The organism is Ideonella margarita, from assembly GCF_038066635.1.
GTDB lineage: Bacteria > Pseudomonadota > Gammaproteobacteria > Burkholderiales > Burkholderiaceae_C > Ideonella > Ideonella margarita.
In genome coordinates this window covers 81,826-98,192 of the sequence record NZ_JBBUTI010000011.1, presented here as the reverse complement: position 1 = coordinate 98,192, position 16,367 = coordinate 81,826, and the positions used below count along the sequence as shown (strand labels likewise).

The 16,367-nt window shown below is 65.3% G+C and carries 16 protein-coding genes; 4 read left to right on the top strand and 12 right to left on the bottom strand.

Translation table 11 applies throughout. The features are described 5' to 3' along the window. Nucleotides 1-13 precede the first annotated feature (13 nt). The 5 genes from gudD to AACH00_RS15720 form a co-directional block, all read right to left on the bottom strand. A complete protein-coding gene (gudD, locus tag AACH00_RS15740) occupies nucleotides 14-1,354 on the bottom strand; it encodes a glucarate dehydratase (RefSeq protein WP_341400120.1) in 1,341 nt (446 codons plus the stop codon). 8 nt (nucleotides 1,355-1,362) lie between these two features. Beyond that, complete coding sequence (locus AACH00_RS15735; protein WP_341400119.1) at nucleotides 1,363-2,322, bottom strand: Bug family tripartite tricarboxylate transporter substrate binding protein; 960 nt, start codon at nucleotides 2,320-2,322, stop codon at nucleotides 1,363-1,365. Between the two features lie 42 nt (nucleotides 2,323-2,364). After that, nucleotides 2,365-3,276, bottom strand: coding sequence for a 5-dehydro-4-deoxyglucarate dehydratase (kdgD, locus tag AACH00_RS15730; protein WP_341400118.1), 912 nt, complete (start codon nucleotides 3,274-3,276; stop codon nucleotides 2,365-2,367). A gap of 98 nt (nucleotides 3,277-3,374) precedes the next feature. Further along, a complete protein-coding gene (locus AACH00_RS15725) occupies nucleotides 3,375-4,133 on the bottom strand; it encodes a FadR/GntR family transcriptional regulator (protein WP_341400117.1) in 759 nt (252 codons plus the stop codon). Nucleotides 4,134-4,214: 81 nt separating this feature from the next. Next, nucleotides 4,215-5,159 (bottom strand): 2-hydroxyacid dehydrogenase, encoded by a 945-nt coding sequence (locus AACH00_RS15720; RefSeq protein WP_341400116.1) that lies wholly within the window; start codon nucleotides 5,157-5,159, stop codon nucleotides 4,215-4,217. Between the two features lie 200 nt (nucleotides 5,160-5,359). On the opposite strand from AACH00_RS15720, the gene AACH00_RS15715 reads away from it, so the two are divergent. Both AACH00_RS15715 and garD read left to right on the top strand, forming a co-directional pair. Then, nucleotides 5,360-6,343 (top strand): tripartite tricarboxylate transporter substrate binding protein, encoded by a 984-nt coding sequence (locus tag AACH00_RS15715; RefSeq protein WP_341400115.1) that lies wholly within the window; start codon nucleotides 5,360-5,362, stop codon nucleotides 6,341-6,343. Between the two features lie 85 nt (nucleotides 6,344-6,428). Beyond that, a complete protein-coding gene (garD, locus tag AACH00_RS15710; RefSeq protein ID WP_341400178.1) occupies nucleotides 6,429-7,976 on the top strand; it encodes a galactarate dehydratase in 1,548 nt (515 codons plus the stop codon). A 19-nt stretch (nucleotides 7,977-7,995) separates the two neighbouring features. On the opposite strand, the gene AACH00_RS15705 is transcribed toward garD, so the two are convergent. The 7 genes from AACH00_RS15705 to AACH00_RS15675 all read right to left on the bottom strand — a co-directional run bounded on the left by AACH00_RS15705 (nucleotide 7,996) and on the right by AACH00_RS15675 (nucleotide 13,328). After that, nucleotides 7,996-8,358, bottom strand: a complete 363-nt coding sequence (locus AACH00_RS15705; protein ID WP_341400114.1) for a hypothetical protein — start codon at nucleotides 8,356-8,358, stop codon at nucleotides 7,996-7,998. Nucleotides 8,359-8,401: 43 nt separating this feature from the next. Further along, nucleotides 8,402-8,767, bottom strand: a complete 366-nt coding sequence (locus AACH00_RS15700; protein WP_341400113.1) for a roadblock/LC7 domain-containing protein — start codon at nucleotides 8,765-8,767, stop codon at nucleotides 8,402-8,404. Then, nucleotides 8,764-9,420 (bottom strand): GTP-binding protein, encoded by a 657-nt coding sequence (locus AACH00_RS15695; protein WP_341400112.1) that lies wholly within the window; start codon nucleotides 9,418-9,420, stop codon nucleotides 8,764-8,766. Before AACH00_RS15695 ends, AACH00_RS15700 begins: the two co-directional genes overlap by 4 nt. After that, complete coding sequence (locus tag AACH00_RS15690; protein ID WP_341400111.1) at nucleotides 9,407-9,976, bottom strand: hypothetical protein; 570 nt, start codon at nucleotides 9,974-9,976, stop codon at nucleotides 9,407-9,409. The genes AACH00_RS15695 and AACH00_RS15690 overlap by 14 nt, the downstream gene beginning before the upstream one ends. Nucleotides 9,977-10,341: 365 nt before the next feature. Further along, entirely contained in the window at nucleotides 10,342-11,340 is a 999-nt protein-coding gene (locus tag AACH00_RS15685; protein ID WP_341400110.1) for a LysR family transcriptional regulator, read from the bottom strand. A 142-nt stretch (nucleotides 11,341-11,482) separates the two neighbouring features. Continuing rightward, nucleotides 11,483-12,412, bottom strand: coding sequence for a LysR family transcriptional regulator (locus tag AACH00_RS15680; protein ID WP_341400109.1), 930 nt, complete (start codon nucleotides 12,410-12,412; stop codon nucleotides 11,483-11,485). 256 nt (nucleotides 12,413-12,668) lie between these two features. Continuing rightward, a complete protein-coding gene (locus AACH00_RS15675) occupies nucleotides 12,669-13,328 on the bottom strand; it encodes a Crp/Fnr family transcriptional regulator (RefSeq protein WP_341400108.1) in 660 nt (219 codons plus the stop codon). Between the two features lie 232 nt (nucleotides 13,329-13,560). On the opposite strand from AACH00_RS15675, the gene AACH00_RS15670 reads away from it, so the two are divergent. Both AACH00_RS15670 and AACH00_RS15665 read left to right on the top strand, forming a co-directional pair. Beyond that, nucleotides 13,561-14,436, top strand: a complete 876-nt coding sequence (locus AACH00_RS15670) for a LysR family transcriptional regulator (RefSeq protein ID WP_341400107.1) — start codon at nucleotides 13,561-13,563, stop codon at nucleotides 14,434-14,436. Between the two features lie 471 nt (nucleotides 14,437-14,907). Next, nucleotides 14,908-16,347 carry a carbohydrate-binding protein gene (locus AACH00_RS15665; RefSeq protein WP_341400106.1) on the top strand — a complete coding sequence of 480 codons (1,440 nt, stop codon included), beginning with the start codon at nucleotides 14,908-14,910 and terminating at the stop codon, nucleotides 16,345-16,347. The last annotated feature ends 20 nt before the right edge of the window (nucleotides 16,348-16,367 follow it).

Below are 16,367 nucleotides of genomic sequence, written 5' to 3'. Positions count from 1 at the left end.
GTGAAGGCGGGGTTCAACGCACCAGGCAAGGGCGCTTGTTGTCGAACTGCCAGCCGGGAATCAGGAATTGCATGGCCATGGCGTCGTCGCGCGCGCCCAGGCCGTGCTGCAGGTACAGCTGGTGGGCCTTCTCCACCTCGACCATGTCGAGCTCGACGCCCAGGCCCGGCCGACTGGGCACGTGCACATGGCCGTCGATGATCTGCAGCGGATCCTTGGTCAGGCGCTGGCCGTCCTGCCAGATCCAGTGGGTGTCGATCGCCGTCACCTTGCCCGGCGCAGCCGCGCCGACATGGGTGAACATGCCCAGCGACACATCGAAGTGGTTGTTCGAATGCGAGCCCCAGGTCAGGCCCCAGTCGCGGCAGGTTTGCGCCACGCGCACGCTGCCGGCCATGGTCCAGAAGTGCGGATCTGCCAAGGGAATGTCGACGCTCTGCAGGCTGAGCGCATGCACGAACTGGCGCCAGTCGGTGGCGATCATGTTGGTGGCCGTGGGCAGGCCGGTGGCGCGCCGGAATTCGGCCATCACCTCGCGGCCGGAAAACCCGCCTTCGGCGCCGCACGGGTCTTCGGCATAAGCCACCACGCCGCGCATGCGCTGGCCCAGGCGGATGGCGTCTTTCAGCAGCCAGCCGCCGTTGGGGTCGAGCGTGACGCGGGCATCGGGGAAGCGCTCATGCAGGGCCACCACGGCGTCCACTTCGGCATCACCGGCCAGCACGCCGCCCTTGAGCTTGAAATCGTTGAAGCCGTAGCGGGCGCGGGCGGCTTCGGCCAGGCGCACCACGGCGTCGGGCGTCATCGCGGCTTCGTGGCGCAGCCGGCACCAGTCGTCAGCGTCGTCCGCTTCATCGGCGGGGCTGGCGTAGGGCAGGTCGGTCTTCGAGCGGTCGCCCACAAAAAACAGGTAGCCCAGCATCTCGACGCTGTCGCGCTGCCGGCCTTCGCCGAGCAGGTCGCACACCGGCAGGCCCAGGTGCTGGCCGAGCAGGTCGAGCATGGCCGATTCAATGGCGGCCACCGCATGGATGGTGATGCGCAAGTCGAACGTCTGCAGGCCCCGGCCGCCGCTGTCGCGGTCAGCGAAGGCCTTCTGCACGTTCTGCAATACGTTCAGGTGGTGGCCCACGTACTGGCCCACCACATGGGCGCTGGCGTCTTCCAGGGTCTGGCGGATCTTCTCGCCGCCGGGCACTTCGCCCACGCCGGTGCGGCCCGCGCTGTCGGTGAGGATCAGCAGGTTGCGGGTGAAAAACGGCGCGTGGGCGCCCGAGAGGTTCAGCAGCATGCCGTCGCGCCCGGCCACCGGGATGACGCGCAGGGCTGTGATGCGGGGGGTGTCGTGTACCATGGGTGCTGTCAGTCCGCGGTGATCTTGCGGGTCTCGATGAGTTGCTTCCAGCGGGCGTTTTCGCGCGCCTGGAAGGTGGTGAATTGTTCAGGCGTGTTGCCCACGATTTCCAGGCCCACCGCGGTGAACTGCTGGCGGACCTTGGCATCCGCCAGCGCGGCCGTCAGTGCTTCGCCCATGCGGCTGCGCACATCGGCCGGCAGGCCCTTGGGCGCCACGATGGCTTGCCAGGAATACACGTCCACGCCCTTCACGCCGGCCTCGGCCAGGGTGGGCACGGCGGGCAGCACGGCAGAGCGCTTGTCGCCGGTCACGGCCAGGGCCTTCAGCTTGCCCGCGTTGATGTGCTGCAGCACCGCATTCACGTTCTGGAACGAGGCTTCCACCTGGCCGCCCAGCAGATCGGAAATCGCCGGGGCGCCGCCCTTGTACGGAATGTGCAGCCCGCTGGTGGCGGTCTGCAGCCAGAACAACTCGATGGTGAGGTGGTCGGACGAGCCGTTGCCCGACGAGGCGAAGCTCATCTTGTCGGGCGTCGCTTTCATCTGCGCGATGACCTCGGCCACGCTCTTGAGCGGTGAGGTGGCGGGCACCACCAGCACGTTCGGCGCCTGCACCAGCACCGACATCAGATCGAAGTCTTTGCTGGCGTCGTAGGCCACGTTTTTGAGCAGATGCGGCGCCACCACCAGCGGCCCCAGCGACGTGACCATGAAGGTATGGCCATCGGCCGGTGAACGCTTGACCTGCGTCGCACCGATGGTGCCCGTGGCGCCGGCCTTGTTCTCGACGATGAAGGTCTGCCCCAGCCGCTCCTGCAGCTTGGTGGCCACGGTGCGCGCCACCGTGTCGGTGGAGCCCCCCGGCGGGAAGGGCACGACCAGGGTCACGGGTTTGGCGGGCCAGGCCTGGGCCGCGGCCACTGTGGCCAACAGGCTGAAACCGAGGGCTGCGAGCAAGCGCTTCATGGGGTTGTCTCCGTCTGGTTGTGAGTGCGATGCAGGCAGCGCTTATTGCGCGCCGAGCGGGGCCATCAAGGCACGCAACTCTTCCACCTCGGCGTGATGCAGATCGCTCAGCGGCGGGCGCACCGGGCCGGCCGAGTGACCCGCGATGGCGGCACCCGCCTTCACGATGGACACGGCATAACCTTCACCCTTGTTGCGCAGCGCGATGTAGGGCAGGAAGAAGTCGCGGATCAGGCGGTCGCAGGTGGCGGTGTCGCCAGCGGCATGGGCGTTGTAGAAGTCCATCGCGGTCTTCGGGATGAAGTTGAAGACGGCCGAGGAATACACCGGGCAGCCCATCGCCTTGTAGGCGCCGGCAAACAACTCGGCGGTCGGCAGGCCACCCAGGTAGGCGAAGCGTTCACCCAGCGTCTGGCGGATGGCGACGAACTTCTCGATGTCGCCGAAGCCGTCCTTGAAGCCGATCAGGTTGGGGCAGGTGTCGGCCAGCACTTGCAGGCTGGCGGGCGTGAGGCGGCAGGCGCCGCGGTTGTAGACCACCACACCGAACTTGACGCTGCGGCAGACGGCCTGCACGTGGGCGATCAGGCCTTCCTGGCTGGCTTCGGTCAGGTAGTGCGGCAGCAGCAGGATGCCCTGGGCGCCCAGGCGCTCGGCCTCTTGGGCGTATTGGATGGCCACGCGGGTGGCGCCACCGGCACCGGCCAGGATGGGCGTGCGGCCGCGGCAGGTGTCGAGCGCCACGCGGATCACGTCGCTGTACTCGCCCGGCTCCAGCGAGAAGAACTCACCCGTGCCGCCGGCGGCGAACAAGGCCGATGCGCCGTAGGGCTGCAGCCATTCCAGGCGCTCGGCGTAGCCCTTGGGCTCGAAGTTCAGCTGCGCGTCGAAGTCGGTCAGCGGGAACGACAGCAGACCGGATTCGAGGACTTGTTTGAGTTCTTGGGGCGACATGGCGATCTCCGTTAAGTGATACGTCATCGTACAACATACAACCAAGAGATCCTAATTACATTTCCTCAGGGTTTGCCTGAGGTTTCAGGCTTTCGGGTTCAGCCGCGTGCGTCGGTGGCCGGGGTGGCGCTGGCGGTGACCTGGCTGCGGCGACGGCGTTCGCGGCTGTTGCCCAGGTGGGTGCGCATGGCCGCGCGGGCAGCGTCGGGGTCACCGGCGGTGAGGGCGTCCAGGATGCTTTCGTGCTCGGCATTCACCCGGCGCAAAAACACCTGGCGCTGGGTGCGCGCTTCGTCAGATTCATCGTCCAGCCGGGCGCGCGGGATGAGTTGCTTGCCCAGCGCGTTCATGAACTGCACGTAGTGGTCGTTCTGCGTGGCGCGGGCAATCTCGAGGTGGAACTGGAAGTCGGCGGCCACGGCGTCTTCACCATGCTCGATCGCCTCGGCCAGCTGGTCCAGCGCCTGGCGCATCGCCAGCAATTGCGCTTCGGTGCGGCGTTGGGCGGCCAGCGCGGCGGCCTCGGTTTCCAGGCCGATGCGCAACTCCAGCACCGCGATCACCTCCTGCAGCGTGCCCATCTGCGCGGGGCGGATGCGAAAGCCGGGCTCCTCCGTGCGCTCGGCCACGAAGGTGCCCACACCGTGCCGGGTGCTCACCAGCCCGGCCGCCTGCAGGCGCGAGATGGCCTCGCGCACGACGGTGCGGCTGACCCCGTACTCGGCCATCACGGCCGCTTCGGTGGGCAGCTTTTCGCCCGGCGGAAGACGACCGTCCTGAATCCGAACTTCCAGGGCGGCCACCAATTCCTGCGCCAGGGTACGGGAACGGCGACGGGGCAGGGTGAGCTCGGACATGGGTGGGTGCGCAGGCGATGAAGGAAGGAGGTGGGGGCTATTGTCCGGGATCTGAAAGCGCTCTTGGCCACGCCGCGCCATTCACAGCGGCGTCAGCAGGCCCCCAGTGGCGAAGAAGCTGTCGAGGTTGTCCACCACCAGATCGGCCATGGCCTGCCGGGTCTCTTCGGTGGCGCTGGCCGCATGCGGCATCAACACGGTGTTGGGGGCGGTGCGCCAGGCCTCATTGATCGCCGGCTCCTGCTCGAACACGTCCAGCCCGGCACCGGCGATGCCGCCGCTGTGCAGCGCGGCCAGCAGCGAGGCTTCATCCACCACGCTGCCACGCGACACGTTCACCAGAAAGCCGCGCGTCCCCAGGGCGGCCAGCACGTCGGCGTTGATCAGGTGGCGCGTGGCCGGCCCACCCGCGGTGATGACCACGAGGAAATCGCTTTGCCTGGCGAGGTCGGTCAGCACCGGCACATGGGGCCAGCGGCAGCCCGCCACGGCGTTCCGGGTGTGGTACGCCACGTGCATGTCGAAGCCGTCCGCGCGGCGGGCGATCGCCTGGCCGATGTGCCCCATGCCCACCACGCCCAGCCGGGCGCCACTCACGCGCCGGCCCAGGGCAAAGCGGTTCAAGCCGTTCCGGGCCCACTCGCCGCTGCGCACGTACTGATCGGCTTGGGTGACGCGCCGGGCCGTGGCCAGCAGCAAGGCCCAGGCAGCATCCGCCACACATTGGTCCAGCACGCCGGAGGTGCTGGACACCGCCACCCCGCGGGCCTTGAGTTCGCCGACCGGCAGGCGGTCCAGCCCGACGCCGAAGTGGCTCACCACCTGCAGTGCGGGCAGGTGCGGCAGCAGGGCGGCCTCAAAGCCGATGGCGGCCGAACTGGCAATGGCGACAAAGCGCTGGCCCTCCCTGCGCAGGTAATCGATGGGGTCTCCCTGGGCCTTCAGATGCGTGACCTCGAACCGCTCCGCGAGACGGTCTTCGAGCGCGGGAATCAAGGGGCCGGTTTGCAGCAGGGCGGGGCGCATCGTGGGCGATCTGGGGTTTGGTGGGGCAGGGCGGCGGCTGGTTGATCAGCCTCCGGATGATGATGTCATCATACAACTCGACCTGTTTGGGGTGCCGATGTCTGTTTGCATGGGATTTACCCGAGTTAACAGCGCAGCGCAAACCGATAAAGTGCGCTCTGGTTGTCAGACAACCTATAACTCAGTCACTGGAGACCCCCATGCGCCGTCGTTCCGCCTTGATCTTCTCTGCCTCGCTGATGGGCCTGAGTGCCGCACCGGGTGTGGCGCTCGCCGACGAGGCCTGGCCCGCTGCCAAGCCCATCAAGCTGGTGGTGCCGTTCGCGGCCGGCGGCACCAGCGACATCCTCGGGCGCCTGCTGGCCGAGAAGCTGCAGGTGGCGCTCAAGCAGACGGTCATCGTTGAAAACCGGGCGGGCGCGGGTGGTGTGGTCGGGGCTGACGTGGTGGCCAAGTCGCCGGCCGATGGCTACACCTTGCTGCTGGGCACCGTGGCCAGCCACGCCATCAACCCGGCCATGCGGCCCAAGATGCCCTACGACGCCAGCAAGGATTTCGCCTTCGTGAACCTGCTCGGCAGCATCCCCAACGTGTTGCTGGTGGGCACCGATCAGCCCTACAAGTCAGTCAAGGACCTGATCGCGGCGGCCAAGGCCAAGCCCGACACCATCGCATTCGCCAGCGCCGGCCAGGGCAGCTCGCAGCACATGTCGGGTGAGATGTTCAAGCTGCTGGCCGGCGCTGACCTGGCGCATGTGCCCTACAAGGGCAGTGCGCCCGCCATCCAGGACGTGATCGGCAACCAGGTGCCGTCCAGCTTCGAAACCGTGACGGTGGCGCTGCCCCACATCCAGAGCGGCAAGCTGCGCGCGCTGGCCGTCACCACCACGCAGCGGGCGGCTGCTCTGCCGCAGGTGCCCACCATGCAGGAAGCCGGCGTGCCCGCGTTTGACGTGGCCAGCTGGCAGGCCATCTACGCGCCGGCCGCCACGCCGCCCGCAGTGGTGAACCGCCTGAACGCGGAGATCGAGAAGATCCTCGCCTCGGCCGATGTGAAGGCGCGCATGGACACCCTGGGCATGAGCCACCAGGTCAACACGCCCGCCCAGTTCCAGGAATTCAGCCGCATCGAGCTGCTCAAGTGGCAGCGCGTGGCCCGCGAAGGCAAGGTCACGCTGGATTGAGTGGCTGGCCCGCGTCTGTTGCCCGTCTCCCCTGATTGAAAGTTTTCCCGTGACTGCCCTTGCTCCCTCGCCGCTGACCATTGCCATGCACCCGGCCGACCACGTGGCCATCGTGGCCAACGACGGCGGCTTGCCGGCAGGCACCGTGTTGCCGGCCGGCATGCCGGGCGCCGGGCTGATCCTGCTCGACGCCGTGCCGCAAGGCCACAAGGTGGCGCTGTGTGATCTGCCTGCGGGCGCTGAAGTGCGGCGCTACAACGTGCCCATCGGCACTGCACGAACGGCCATCCAGGCGGGCCGCTGGGTGCATGAAAAGCTGCTGGACATGCCGGGCGCCCGTGCGCTGACCGGCCTGCCCATGGCCACCCAGCCCGCACCTGTGGCGGCGGCACTGACGGGCCGCACCTTCATGGGTTTTCGCAATGCCGATGGCTCGGTGGGCACGCGCAACCTGCTGGCCATCACCGCCACGGTGCAGTGCGTGGCGGGCGTGGTGGCGCAGGCGGTTCGGCGCATCGAGCGCGAGTTGCTGCCGCAGTTCCCGAACGTCGACGGCGTGGTGGGCCTGGAGCACAGCTATGGCTGCGGCGTGGCCATTGACGCACCGGACGCGATCATTCCGATCCGCACCCTGCGCCACATCAGTCTGAACCCCAACTTCGGCTGCGAGGTGCTGGTGGTCAGCCTGGGCTGCGAAAAGCTGCAGCCTTCGCGCCTGTTGCCGCCTGGCAGCTTTCCCATTCGTGATGGCCGCTCGGCCGAGGATGGGCCCGACACCGTGTGCCTGCAAGACGCGGCGCACATCGGCTTCATGTCGATGCTCGATGACATCGTCGAGCGGGCGCGGCCTGTGCTGGCCCGCCTGAACGCCCGCCGCCGTGAACCCGTGCCGGTGAGCGAGCTGGTGGTGGGTGTGCAGTGCGGTGGCTCGGATGCGTTTTCAGGCGTGACCGCCAACCCGGCCGTTGGCCATGCCGCCGACCTGCTGGTGCGTGCTGGCGCTACCGTGATGTTCAGCGAGAACACCGAGGTGCGCGACGCCGTTGAGCAGTTGACCAGCCGCGCGGCGAGCGTGGCCGTGGCCGAGGCCATCGTCCGCGAGCTGGGCTGGTACGACCGTTACCTGGAGCGCGGCCGGGTCGACAGGTCGGCCAACACCACGCCGGGCAACAAGGCGGGCGGCTTGTCGAACATCGTCGAGAAGGCCATGGGCTCGATCATCAAGAGCGGCAGCTCGGCGATCTCGCATGTGCTGGCACCCGGTGAAAAGCTGCGGCGTGATCAACGCGGCCTGGTGTTTGCCGCCACGCCCGCCAGCGACTTCATCTGCGGCACCTTGCAACTGGCCGCCGGCATGAACCTGCATGTGTTCACCACCGGTCGCGGCACGCCGTATGGCCTGGCGGAATGCCCGGTCATCAAGGTGGCGACGCGCTCAGAACTGGCTCGCCGCTGGCATGACCTGATGGACCTGAACGCCGGTCGCATCGCCGATGGCGAGCAGACCATCGAGCAGGCCGGCGAAGCCTTGTTCGAGCTGATGCTGGCCGTGGCCAGCGGTGAAAGAACCTGGGCTGAGCAGCACCAGCTGCACAACGCGCTGGTGCTGTTCAACCCGGCGCCGGTGACCTGAGGCCGCGGCGCAACCGCCCTCAATACGTCAGCTGCTGCTCCACATCACTCGCGCGGCGCCGGGCCAGCGCGAGGTTGGACTTGACGCGGTCGAGCACGTAGTAAATGAACACGCCGGGCTTGGACTTGACCAGCCGGATGATGTGGTACTGCTTGCCCAGGGTGATGAGCATGTCCTCGATGTCGTCGTTCAGCCCGAGCTGGCGCATCGTCTTGAGCTTGGCCCGGACGACCTCGGTGTTGCCGGCGGCGGCCATTTCAAGGTCGACGCCGGTGCCGGCTGAGCCGAGCATCATGCCGCTGTCGGAATCGACGATGGCAGCGCACAGCGCGCCATCGGCCAGCAGCAGGTCGGCGAGTCCAGTTTTGATGGAGAAGGTCATGTTGGCTTTCTTCAGGGTTGGGGAAAGGGTGAGCGGCGCCACGTCAGCGGGTGTCCAGCGCATTCAGTTGCACCCGGACCATGCCGAGCGTGGCGCGGGTGTCGCAGCACACCGCCACCAGCACGGGCTGTCCGTCCACGTGCGCCATGCGGGCCACCACGCGCCCGGCGTCGCCTTCAACCACCAGGCATTGCAGCGGGCCGGCGCCGGTGGCCAGCGCAGCGGCGCTGCCGAGCGCGCCCAGCGAGCTGACGATGGCGGCCAGGCGGTCGGTGTCCAGGTCGCTGCGCGCGGCGTGCGCCCATGCCAGGCCGTCCGCCGACGCCATCAGCACGCAGTGCGCGCCGTCGATGTCATTGAGCAGGAGGTGGGTCAGGCGATGAGCCTGCGGGTGTTCAGAGGCGGTCATCGGGGCGAAGTCTTGGCGAATGGGGCAGACGGGCCGGCACTGGTTTCGGCTTGGTCATGACTGTCGGTAACTGCCAGCGCTGACAGACCCGCCTGAGCCTCGGCGAGGTCGATCACGGCGCTCATCAGCGCCAGCACTTGCGGCCGCTCGCGGGTGTCTACCGCCATCACTGGCAGCGCCAGACCCGCGGCGGCCAGGGTGGCGGCTACCGCGTCACCCAACTTGTCGGCTTTGGCTTGGTGGCCGGTGCGACTCAAACCCACCACGCAGGCGGTGGTTTGCAGCTCATCCTGCAGGTGATGCAGTACCAGCCCCAGATCGGCCAGCGGATCGTCGCGCTCGCCATTCAGCAGCACGATGATGCCGGTGGCCCCACGCACCAGAACGGGCCAGAGGAAGCTGAAGCGGGCTTGCCCGGGCATGCCGAACAGGCGCACCCGGCCGTCGGTGCCCAGGGCCAGCTCGCCGTAGTCCAGGCCCACGGTGGTGGTGGACTTGCCTAGCCCCAGCTCGGTGCTGGTCACCTCGGTGGACAGGGCCGGCACCTCGCTCAATTGCCCGATGGCGGTGGTCTTGCCGGCACCCGGCGGGCCGGCGAAGACCAGTTTCAGATCGGTCTCGGCGGGTGGCTGACGACGCTCAGGGCTGGTCATGCACCAGCCCCAATTGTTGGCGCAGGCGTGCCAGCAGGCCGAGGCGCTCCGCCGGGATCCGTGTCCGAGACGTGGTGGTGCGGGTCTCCGGTGCGGCGTCTGCTGAAACGGTTCGGTTGACGGTGCCTGTGACAGGGTGGCTCACCTGGGCCGACAGCGTCGGCAGCTGGACAGACAGGGGCCAGCGTTCTGCATACAGGTCCACCCGCAGACATTGATGCGAAAGCATGTCGCGCAGAAAGGCCAAACAGTGTGATGGCGGCACGCCGCTGAGCGTGACGAGGTGTGGAAGCGATAGATGGGTATTGGCCAAAAACGGGGACAGTCTGTAAGCCCAGGTGTGGCGAGCCATGAGGCTGGCGCTGGGCCAGCGGCAAAGCTTGAAACGGTGCCAGACCAGATCGCGCATCGCCTCGGGTGGGAGGACAGTTACCGGCGAGCCTGGCGCGAACGGCCCTGTGGTGGCCGAGCGCAACGTTTGCAGGGTGTCAATGCACGCCAACGCCTGGGGCACGTTGCGGGGCAGCGCACGATCTGCCAGCTTGACCGTGCTCATGGCTGCACCTGCGTCAGGTGCAGGATCAAACAGCCAGACGCGGAACGGGATGGTGGCCGTGATGGGCAACAGGCTCGGCGCGATCGGGCCACCGACGATGCATGCATCAGCTGGCGGCGCCGACGCCAGGATCCAGCGTTGTCCCGTTGGGCTTTGGCGTGTACTCACCTGCCCAATCAGGTTTCGTTGTAGTTCGGCGGAGAGGCGTATGCCCCAAATGCGCAGTGGTGGCCACGCTGCCGCGTGGGTTGTTAACGTGGGGTCGGAATGGCAGGTCAACAGTGATTCCTTGACGTCAGGCGTCCGCCGCTGCGGTGTGAGCGTCAATGATCTGCGCGCACGGGCCATGCTGTCGAGCGAGGTCCTTAGGTCCCTGGATTCGGAAAAACTCGCGCCCCTGACCGTACGGGTGGCGTTGTCGCGTCCGGCATGGGCAAGGACGGTGCCCGGTGCAGGGCCTCAAGCAAACGGCGAGCGAGTTGATGCGTGTGCTCCGCGTGCGCCGACGCGCAGACGTAGAACATGGCGCTGGCCCAGCCGGTCGGAATGGCTTGTCTCAGCAGGCCTGCCGTGGAATGGCCAGCGAGGGCTGCCGTAGGCAGTACGCCAGCGCCGACCCCCTGGCGCACCATGTCGATCAGGCAGTCGTGACTGTCGACCTCAAGGCGCACGTCCAGTCGCTTCCCGATGCGAGCGGCTTCTTCATGCAGATGCCTGCGCAAGGCTGGCGCTGAGCGCAAGGTCACCAAAGGGGCCGCGAGGGCTGCTGGCCATTGCGGCGCCGCCATGCCGTCAGGAGTGTTGGCGCTGATCAGCAGGTACTGTGCTCGCCTGTACGGCAGGCAGAGCAGGTCGGGCAGCTCGGTGCGACAGGTTGTGATTCCGAGGTCTGCCTTGCCTTCGAGGACCGCCAACGGGATGTCCGCGTCAACTGCTTCCTGCACGCTCACCCGAGCACTTCGCTCGTCACCGAGAAAGGCGCCGATGTCGCGCGTCAGCGCTGGTCCAATAACCATTTCGCTGACGCTGAGCTGTATGTTCGACCGCAGACCGGCGCGATGTTCCGACAAGGCTGATCGCATCATCGACAGCACCTGGATGCAGCGGTTGGCGTGAGCCACCATCACGGTGCCCGCATCGGTAGGAAATACGCCTTGCGCAGTGCGATCAAATAGCCTCACCCCCAGCGCATCTTCGAGATTTCTCAGGCGCAGACTGGCCGAACTGGGCGCCAGACAACACGCGCTGGCTGCCTCGGTGATGCTGCCATTGCGGGCGATGGCCACCACCAGTTGCAAGTCAATGTCGTTGATTCTCATGCGTGATTCAGCGATGTCCTGGCCACATCTCGATGCCCGGTTCATGGCAGGGTGTGTCACCGCATTCTGCGTGGGCTGAGGTGGCATCCAGCGACCGAATGCCCTGCCAAGCGTGACACCCTGGCTGCAACTGCGTGAGCGATGTACACGGTTGTTTCACCAACCTGGGCGCTTGGTGGTTTGGCGGTCATGCAGCCAGCAGTTGCTGCACCGTTCCGGCATGGTCGGCACGCAGCTTGTCACCGACAAAGGTGGCAAACAGCGAGGCAGCCAGAGGGATAGGCCCGCCGCCCACGAAGACAGCATGCAGGCCGCCACCGTCGTGGTGCACGCCATGCAGCACGCGCTGCAATCGACCCGCGGCCAGGTCTGCACGAACGAGCGCCTCAGGCACCAGCGCGATGCCTAGCGCTCCGAGTGCGGCATTTCGCATGGCCTGCCGATTGTCTGCACCCACGCGCCCCTGCACCACCACCTCCTCAATGCCATATGCCGTGTGCAAGCGCCATAGATTCCTGCCATCGGCGGTCGGCGTGATGACGCAGGCATGGTCGGCCAATTGCTCGATAGCGGTTGGCCTGCCCCGGGTGCCCAGGTAGACGGGCGAGGCCACCAGCAGGTGATGGTTGGTGGCCAGTCGTTTGGCGACCAGGCCAGAACTGACCAAGTTCCCGCGGCGAAGCGCCACGTCAATCCGGTCACCAATCAGGTTGACGTTGCGATCGCTCAGCAACAGCTCCAGCCGCAAGTCTTGGTAATAGCCAAGGAACTCATCGAGCCAGGCTGCATTGAAGAAATCGAAGAAGTCGACGGGTGCGGCAATGCGCAAGGTGCCTGCCGCGCTTTGCGTCTTGGCGGCAAGCATACGGCTGGCACTCGCCATCTTGTCGGTGGCGTCCTTGCAGTGATCAAACAGTAACCGGCCAGCTGGCGTCATGGCCATCTGGCGGGTGGATCGATGAATGAGCCTGACACCCAAGGCTGATTCCAGGCTTTGCACTCGGCGACTCAGGGTGTTGGCGGGCACGCCCAGCGCACGCGAGGCCTCGGCATAGCTCCCCGACTCGATGACGCTGATGAAACTGGCCAGTTCGTTGTAATCGATGAGCCTGGTCATGGCCGCCCCGCACTGCGGCAGGCTGCTGGCAAGGTGCAGCGCAGACTGACAAGGTCGAACAGAGGTGGTGCTGCAGGTGGCAAGGCCGGGGGCGCGCGATGATCGGACCGCATCATGGTGCAAGGCTCGGAAGTGAGTGAATGCAGCGAGTCTGACCACCTCATGGCGCTAGAACTGACGCCTTTTGGCATTGATGAACACTTCTTGCCGGCGACTTGCAACGCGGTGTTGCGGGCGTTGCAACGCGCGCGCCTCGTCAAGCGCAGGGTTGAGCGTGCGCCATCAGTTGTTTCAGGTTCAGCAACTCGATCCTTCGGTAATGAACGCGCAGGGTGCCGTCCTTTTCCCAAAGCTTCAGTTGTCGGTTCACGCTTTGACGCGACACGCCCAGCGATGCCGCCAAGTCGTCTTGCGACATGTTGACGAAGTGCGACCGATATGGCTCATCCTGAGATCGATGGTCTATCGCCAGAAGTCGGGTTGCCAGCCGGACTGGCAGCGGGTGAAGGATGACATCGTCGATCCACGCCATCATGACCCGCAGCCGGTGGCTGAGCAGTTTGGTGAAGGCCATGTGGATGTCCGGCCTTCTCGCGATCAGTGCATGGAATTCCGACGCCGGAATCACGGCAATTTCGGCAGGACCGACCGCCTGCACGTGATTGAAGCGAGGCAGGGCGCTGAAGAGTGAAATGTCGCCGAACCAATGGCCCGGTTCCAGCACCGAGACCACCGCTTCCGCGCCATTCGGTGCCAAGACGCTGACCCTGAGGGTTCCACGGACGACACCGAACAGCGCCTCAGCAGGGTCGCCGCTCTGGCACACCCATTGGCGATCTTCCAGCAACTGTCGCTGCGCAAGAAGCAGCAACTCTTGTCGAACCTCGGGTGGCAACAACAGGTCTGCTGCCAGCAAGGGCCTGGTTGCGTTTCGAAGGCTGTCTGAGGGCATGTGGTGGCTCGCCGGTTGGTGTGCGATTGGCTACAAGCAGCGCGATGGACGGAGGAGTGAATTCCATCGATGGTTCTTTTATTTCGCGCCATCCCTCCCGAAAATTCTATTCCTTCCTGCCATCCGGGCTGCTCCGTGACCGGGCAGCCGTTCCCCAATTCGCCGCGTTCGCGTCTGCCGGGCCGGCGTTCATCGCATGAAGTACGACATCACCGATCTCAAACTGCTGCTGGCCGTGGCTGATTCTGGACACGTCATTGCGGGAGGCGCTGCGTGTTGCTTGACTGCTTCGGCAACCAGGCTTCGCTTGCAGCACCTGGAGGCTATGCTCGGCGCGACGCTGTTTGACCAGCACCCGCGCGGCGTGACGGCCACGGTGGCCGGTGTCGCCCTGATCGAGCATGCGCGGCGCTGCATGGCCGCCTTGAATGCCCTGCGCATCGACCTGGCTCGGCATGCCGATGGCGTCACTTCACGTCTGCGACTTGTGACCACGCCGTCCTGTGCAGGGGTAAACATGGTGGATGGCCTGCGCGCCGTCTTCGCCGATTGCGCCGGACTGACGGTGACCGTGGAAGAGCATCCGGCCAACCAAGTGGTGGCATTGGTGGCCAGTCACGGTGCGGATGTGGGTGTGCTCGACTTGGACCTGCACCACGACGACATGCTGGTCTGCGCCGACAGCCACGTCGAGCACGTTGCGCTCATCCCCAAGGCCTGGTATCCGGCCGTGAAGCTGCAGGTGGGCCTGGACGATTGCCGCTTGTGGCCGCATGTCGTGCTCAACCATCGTTCGGCAATTCAGCAATTTTTGGCGTGTGGGGCATCTCAGGACAACGGTATCCGGCATGCGCTGGACATTCGCGCCACCGTGCCTAGCCACGCCGCCATGATTGCGATGGCGGAGGCCCAAGTGGGGGTGGGTGTGCTGCCCCGTAGCGCGTTGCGCCATCACCAGTTCGAGCGCACCCGCATGGTGGCGTTGGATGCTTCTTGGGCCAGTTGGCCAATTCGCCTGTGTGTGCCTCGTCGTTCGGGCCACTCCGTTGCCGGGGGGCTTGCCTGCGCGTGAGAACAATATTTTATTTGAATAGGTTTCAAGTGTTTCTGCTTGCGCATGTTGGTGTGTTGATATTTCAAGCTGAATGCTTTTGACGTGTTTCCGTAAATATCGTTTCTGCGTGTTGGTGCAAATGATGTAGTGAGTTGAAATTCCCGGTCCTGCCGAGGGGTAGGTTTGTGGGCTTGATGTTTAGAATTAAATTCTGCTGAGCTTTATCGGCGGTTTCAACTATATTGGTAAAGGTAAAAAGTGAAATTGATTAAATCTTGGAGATATGTCGCATGCGTCGGCGCCTCTTTGGCTATATCTGGGTGTGGTGGCGGATCCTCGGGCCAAGTCGCACCTGCGACGCCAGATGTTCCGGCTTCAGCGCCTGCGCCTGATGCCGCCGCGACACCCGCCTCCGGTGCTGCCTCGGCGGTCGTTGCAGCCCCGCCCCCTGCCGCGTCCGCGCCGGAAACCCCCGCAGTCACTGCGGCGGTGGTTCATCAGGTCTTTGGTCAACTGCGCAACGAACTGCACGGCGAAGGCAAGTGTTTGACGCTGAACGACGACCGGAGGTCGGTCGTGTTCGCGGCGTGTGCTGGCGCCGAGGCGCAAATGTGGACCATTGGGCCTGCGGGGCAATACCAGAAGATCCGCTCCGCACTCAACAGCACCAAGGGCGAGGCCATCTGCCTCGGAACGCCTGCCAATGGCACTCAGCCTGGTGACGTCACCATGTTTCCTTGCAATGGTTCGGCCAGCTTTTCGTCACAAATCGGCTGGCCCACCATTACCACCGGTGCGAACGGCCGCCTCGCGTTTTCAAACTCTTATCGAGGGCAGGGGGGTGGTTTGCTCAGCGCCATGCCAGAAAGCGATCGGGTAGCGCTGGTGGCAAAGCCTTTGGAGGCGGAAAAATGGTGGCACTTTGAGGGCAGCATCGAATCGCGCAAGCGTCCTGTGGTCGGGGAAAAGACGGCATTGCTCGTCGTCGGCCATTTTGATGGGGATGCCGCACCAGCGCCGGAAAGGGTGCGCAAGGCCGTGCTGGGTGATGGTGCGGATTTCGCATCGCTGTCACATTTTCTGTCCTTGGCTTCACGTGGGAAATTGACGCTGAAGGGGACCATGCTGCCTGGTGTTTCGCTGGGGCCGAAACAAACGGACTGCGACCACAATGCGATGGTTGCGAGCGCAGCGAAGGCGGCGCGCGCCAACGGTATCAATCCCGAAGACTTTGATTACATCTTCGTTGAAACCTCACCATTGAATTGCGGCTGGGCAGGTATTGCGGCGGTACCTGGTCGCTTCGTGGTGTCTGCAGGCACTGGCTACAAACCATGGGTATGGACGCACGAATTTGGGCACAGTATGGGGTTCTCCCATCCAGTGTCGTTGCGGGACTGCCCGGCGGTTGATGGTGCGGTGAGTGTCGGTGATCGATGCACGGTGGGCAAAATAGACGACCCCACCGACACGGTGGGTGGCGGTGGGCTTCGGCTATTCCCGGTGGACTATCGCTTGTACGCCGGCTGGTTGACCGACCAGGAAGTTCCAGTGATCTACAAGCCAGGCGCGTACCGCTTGGGCGTGCTGGGCACCGAGGCGCCCATTCAGGGGTTTCGTATTCCTCGATCGGACGGCAGCTACCTGATCCTGGAATACCGTCAAGCGCAGGAGGGTTTCGAGAATTGGCCGGCCAATTCGGCGTTCACACGCGGCGTCATCGTGCGAAGCATGACCTACACCAGCAATGGCCTCATCAACGCCTTGGTGGATGCGACACCTGCCAGCGGCGGGGGGATGACCGACAGTGATGTCACGCTGTTGCCCGGTGCCTCGCTGAGGGATGAGCTGGCGGGGAAGCTGCTCATCGTCGATGCGGTTGATCCTGCGGGTGCCTCGATCCGGATCCTGGATATCCCGGCCCACTGAACCCCTCGGCAACAGGTCTG

Coding starts and splice junctions, on each gene's coding strand:
- AACH00_RS15680 (WP_341400109.1), bottom strand. CDS start 12,412: ATGACCAGGCTCATCGATTACAACGAACTGGCCAGTTTCATCAGCGTC.
- AACH00_RS15695 (WP_341400112.1), bottom strand. CDS start 9,420: ATGACCAGCCCTGAGCGTCGTCAGCCACCCGCCGAGACCGATCTGAAA.
- AACH00_RS15720 (WP_341400116.1), bottom strand. CDS start 5,159: ATGCGCCCCGCCCTGCTGCAAACCGGCCCCTTGATTCCCGCGCTCGAA.
- AACH00_RS15735 (WP_341400119.1), bottom strand. CDS start 2,322: ATGAAGCGCTTGCTCGCAGCCCTCGGTTTCAGCCTGTTGGCCACAGTG.
- AACH00_RS15705 (WP_341400114.1), bottom strand. CDS start 8,358: ATGACCTTCTCCATCAAAACTGGACTCGCCGACCTGCTGCTGGCCGAT.
- AACH00_RS15700 (WP_341400113.1), bottom strand. CDS start 8,767: ATGACCGCCTCTGAACACCCGCAGGCTCATCGCCTGACCCACCTCCTG.
- garD (WP_341400178.1), top strand. CDS start 6,429: ATGCACCCGGCCGACCACGTGGCCATCGTGGCCAACGACGGCGGCTTG.
- gudD (WP_341400120.1), bottom strand. CDS start 1,354: ATGGTACACGACACCCCCCGCATCACAGCCCTGCGCGTCATCCCGGTG.
- kdgD (WP_341400118.1), bottom strand. CDS start 3,276: ATGTCGCCCCAAGAACTCAAACAAGTCCTCGAATCCGGTCTGCTGTCG.
- AACH00_RS15715 (WP_341400115.1), top strand. CDS start 5,360: ATGCGCCGTCGTTCCGCCTTGATCTTCTCTGCCTCGCTGATGGGCCTG.
- AACH00_RS15725 (WP_341400117.1), bottom strand. CDS start 4,133: ATGTCCGAGCTCACCCTGCCCCGTCGCCGTTCCCGTACCCTGGCGCAG.
- AACH00_RS15690 (WP_341400111.1), bottom strand. CDS start 9,976: ATGAGCACGGTCAAGCTGGCAGATCGTGCGCTGCCCCGCAACGTGCCC.
- AACH00_RS15685 (WP_341400110.1), bottom strand. CDS start 11,340: ATGAACCGGGCATCGAGATGTGGCCAGGACATCGCTGAATCACGCATG.
- AACH00_RS15670 (WP_341400107.1), top strand. CDS start 13,561: ATGAAGTACGACATCACCGATCTCAAACTGCTGCTGGCCGTGGCTGAT.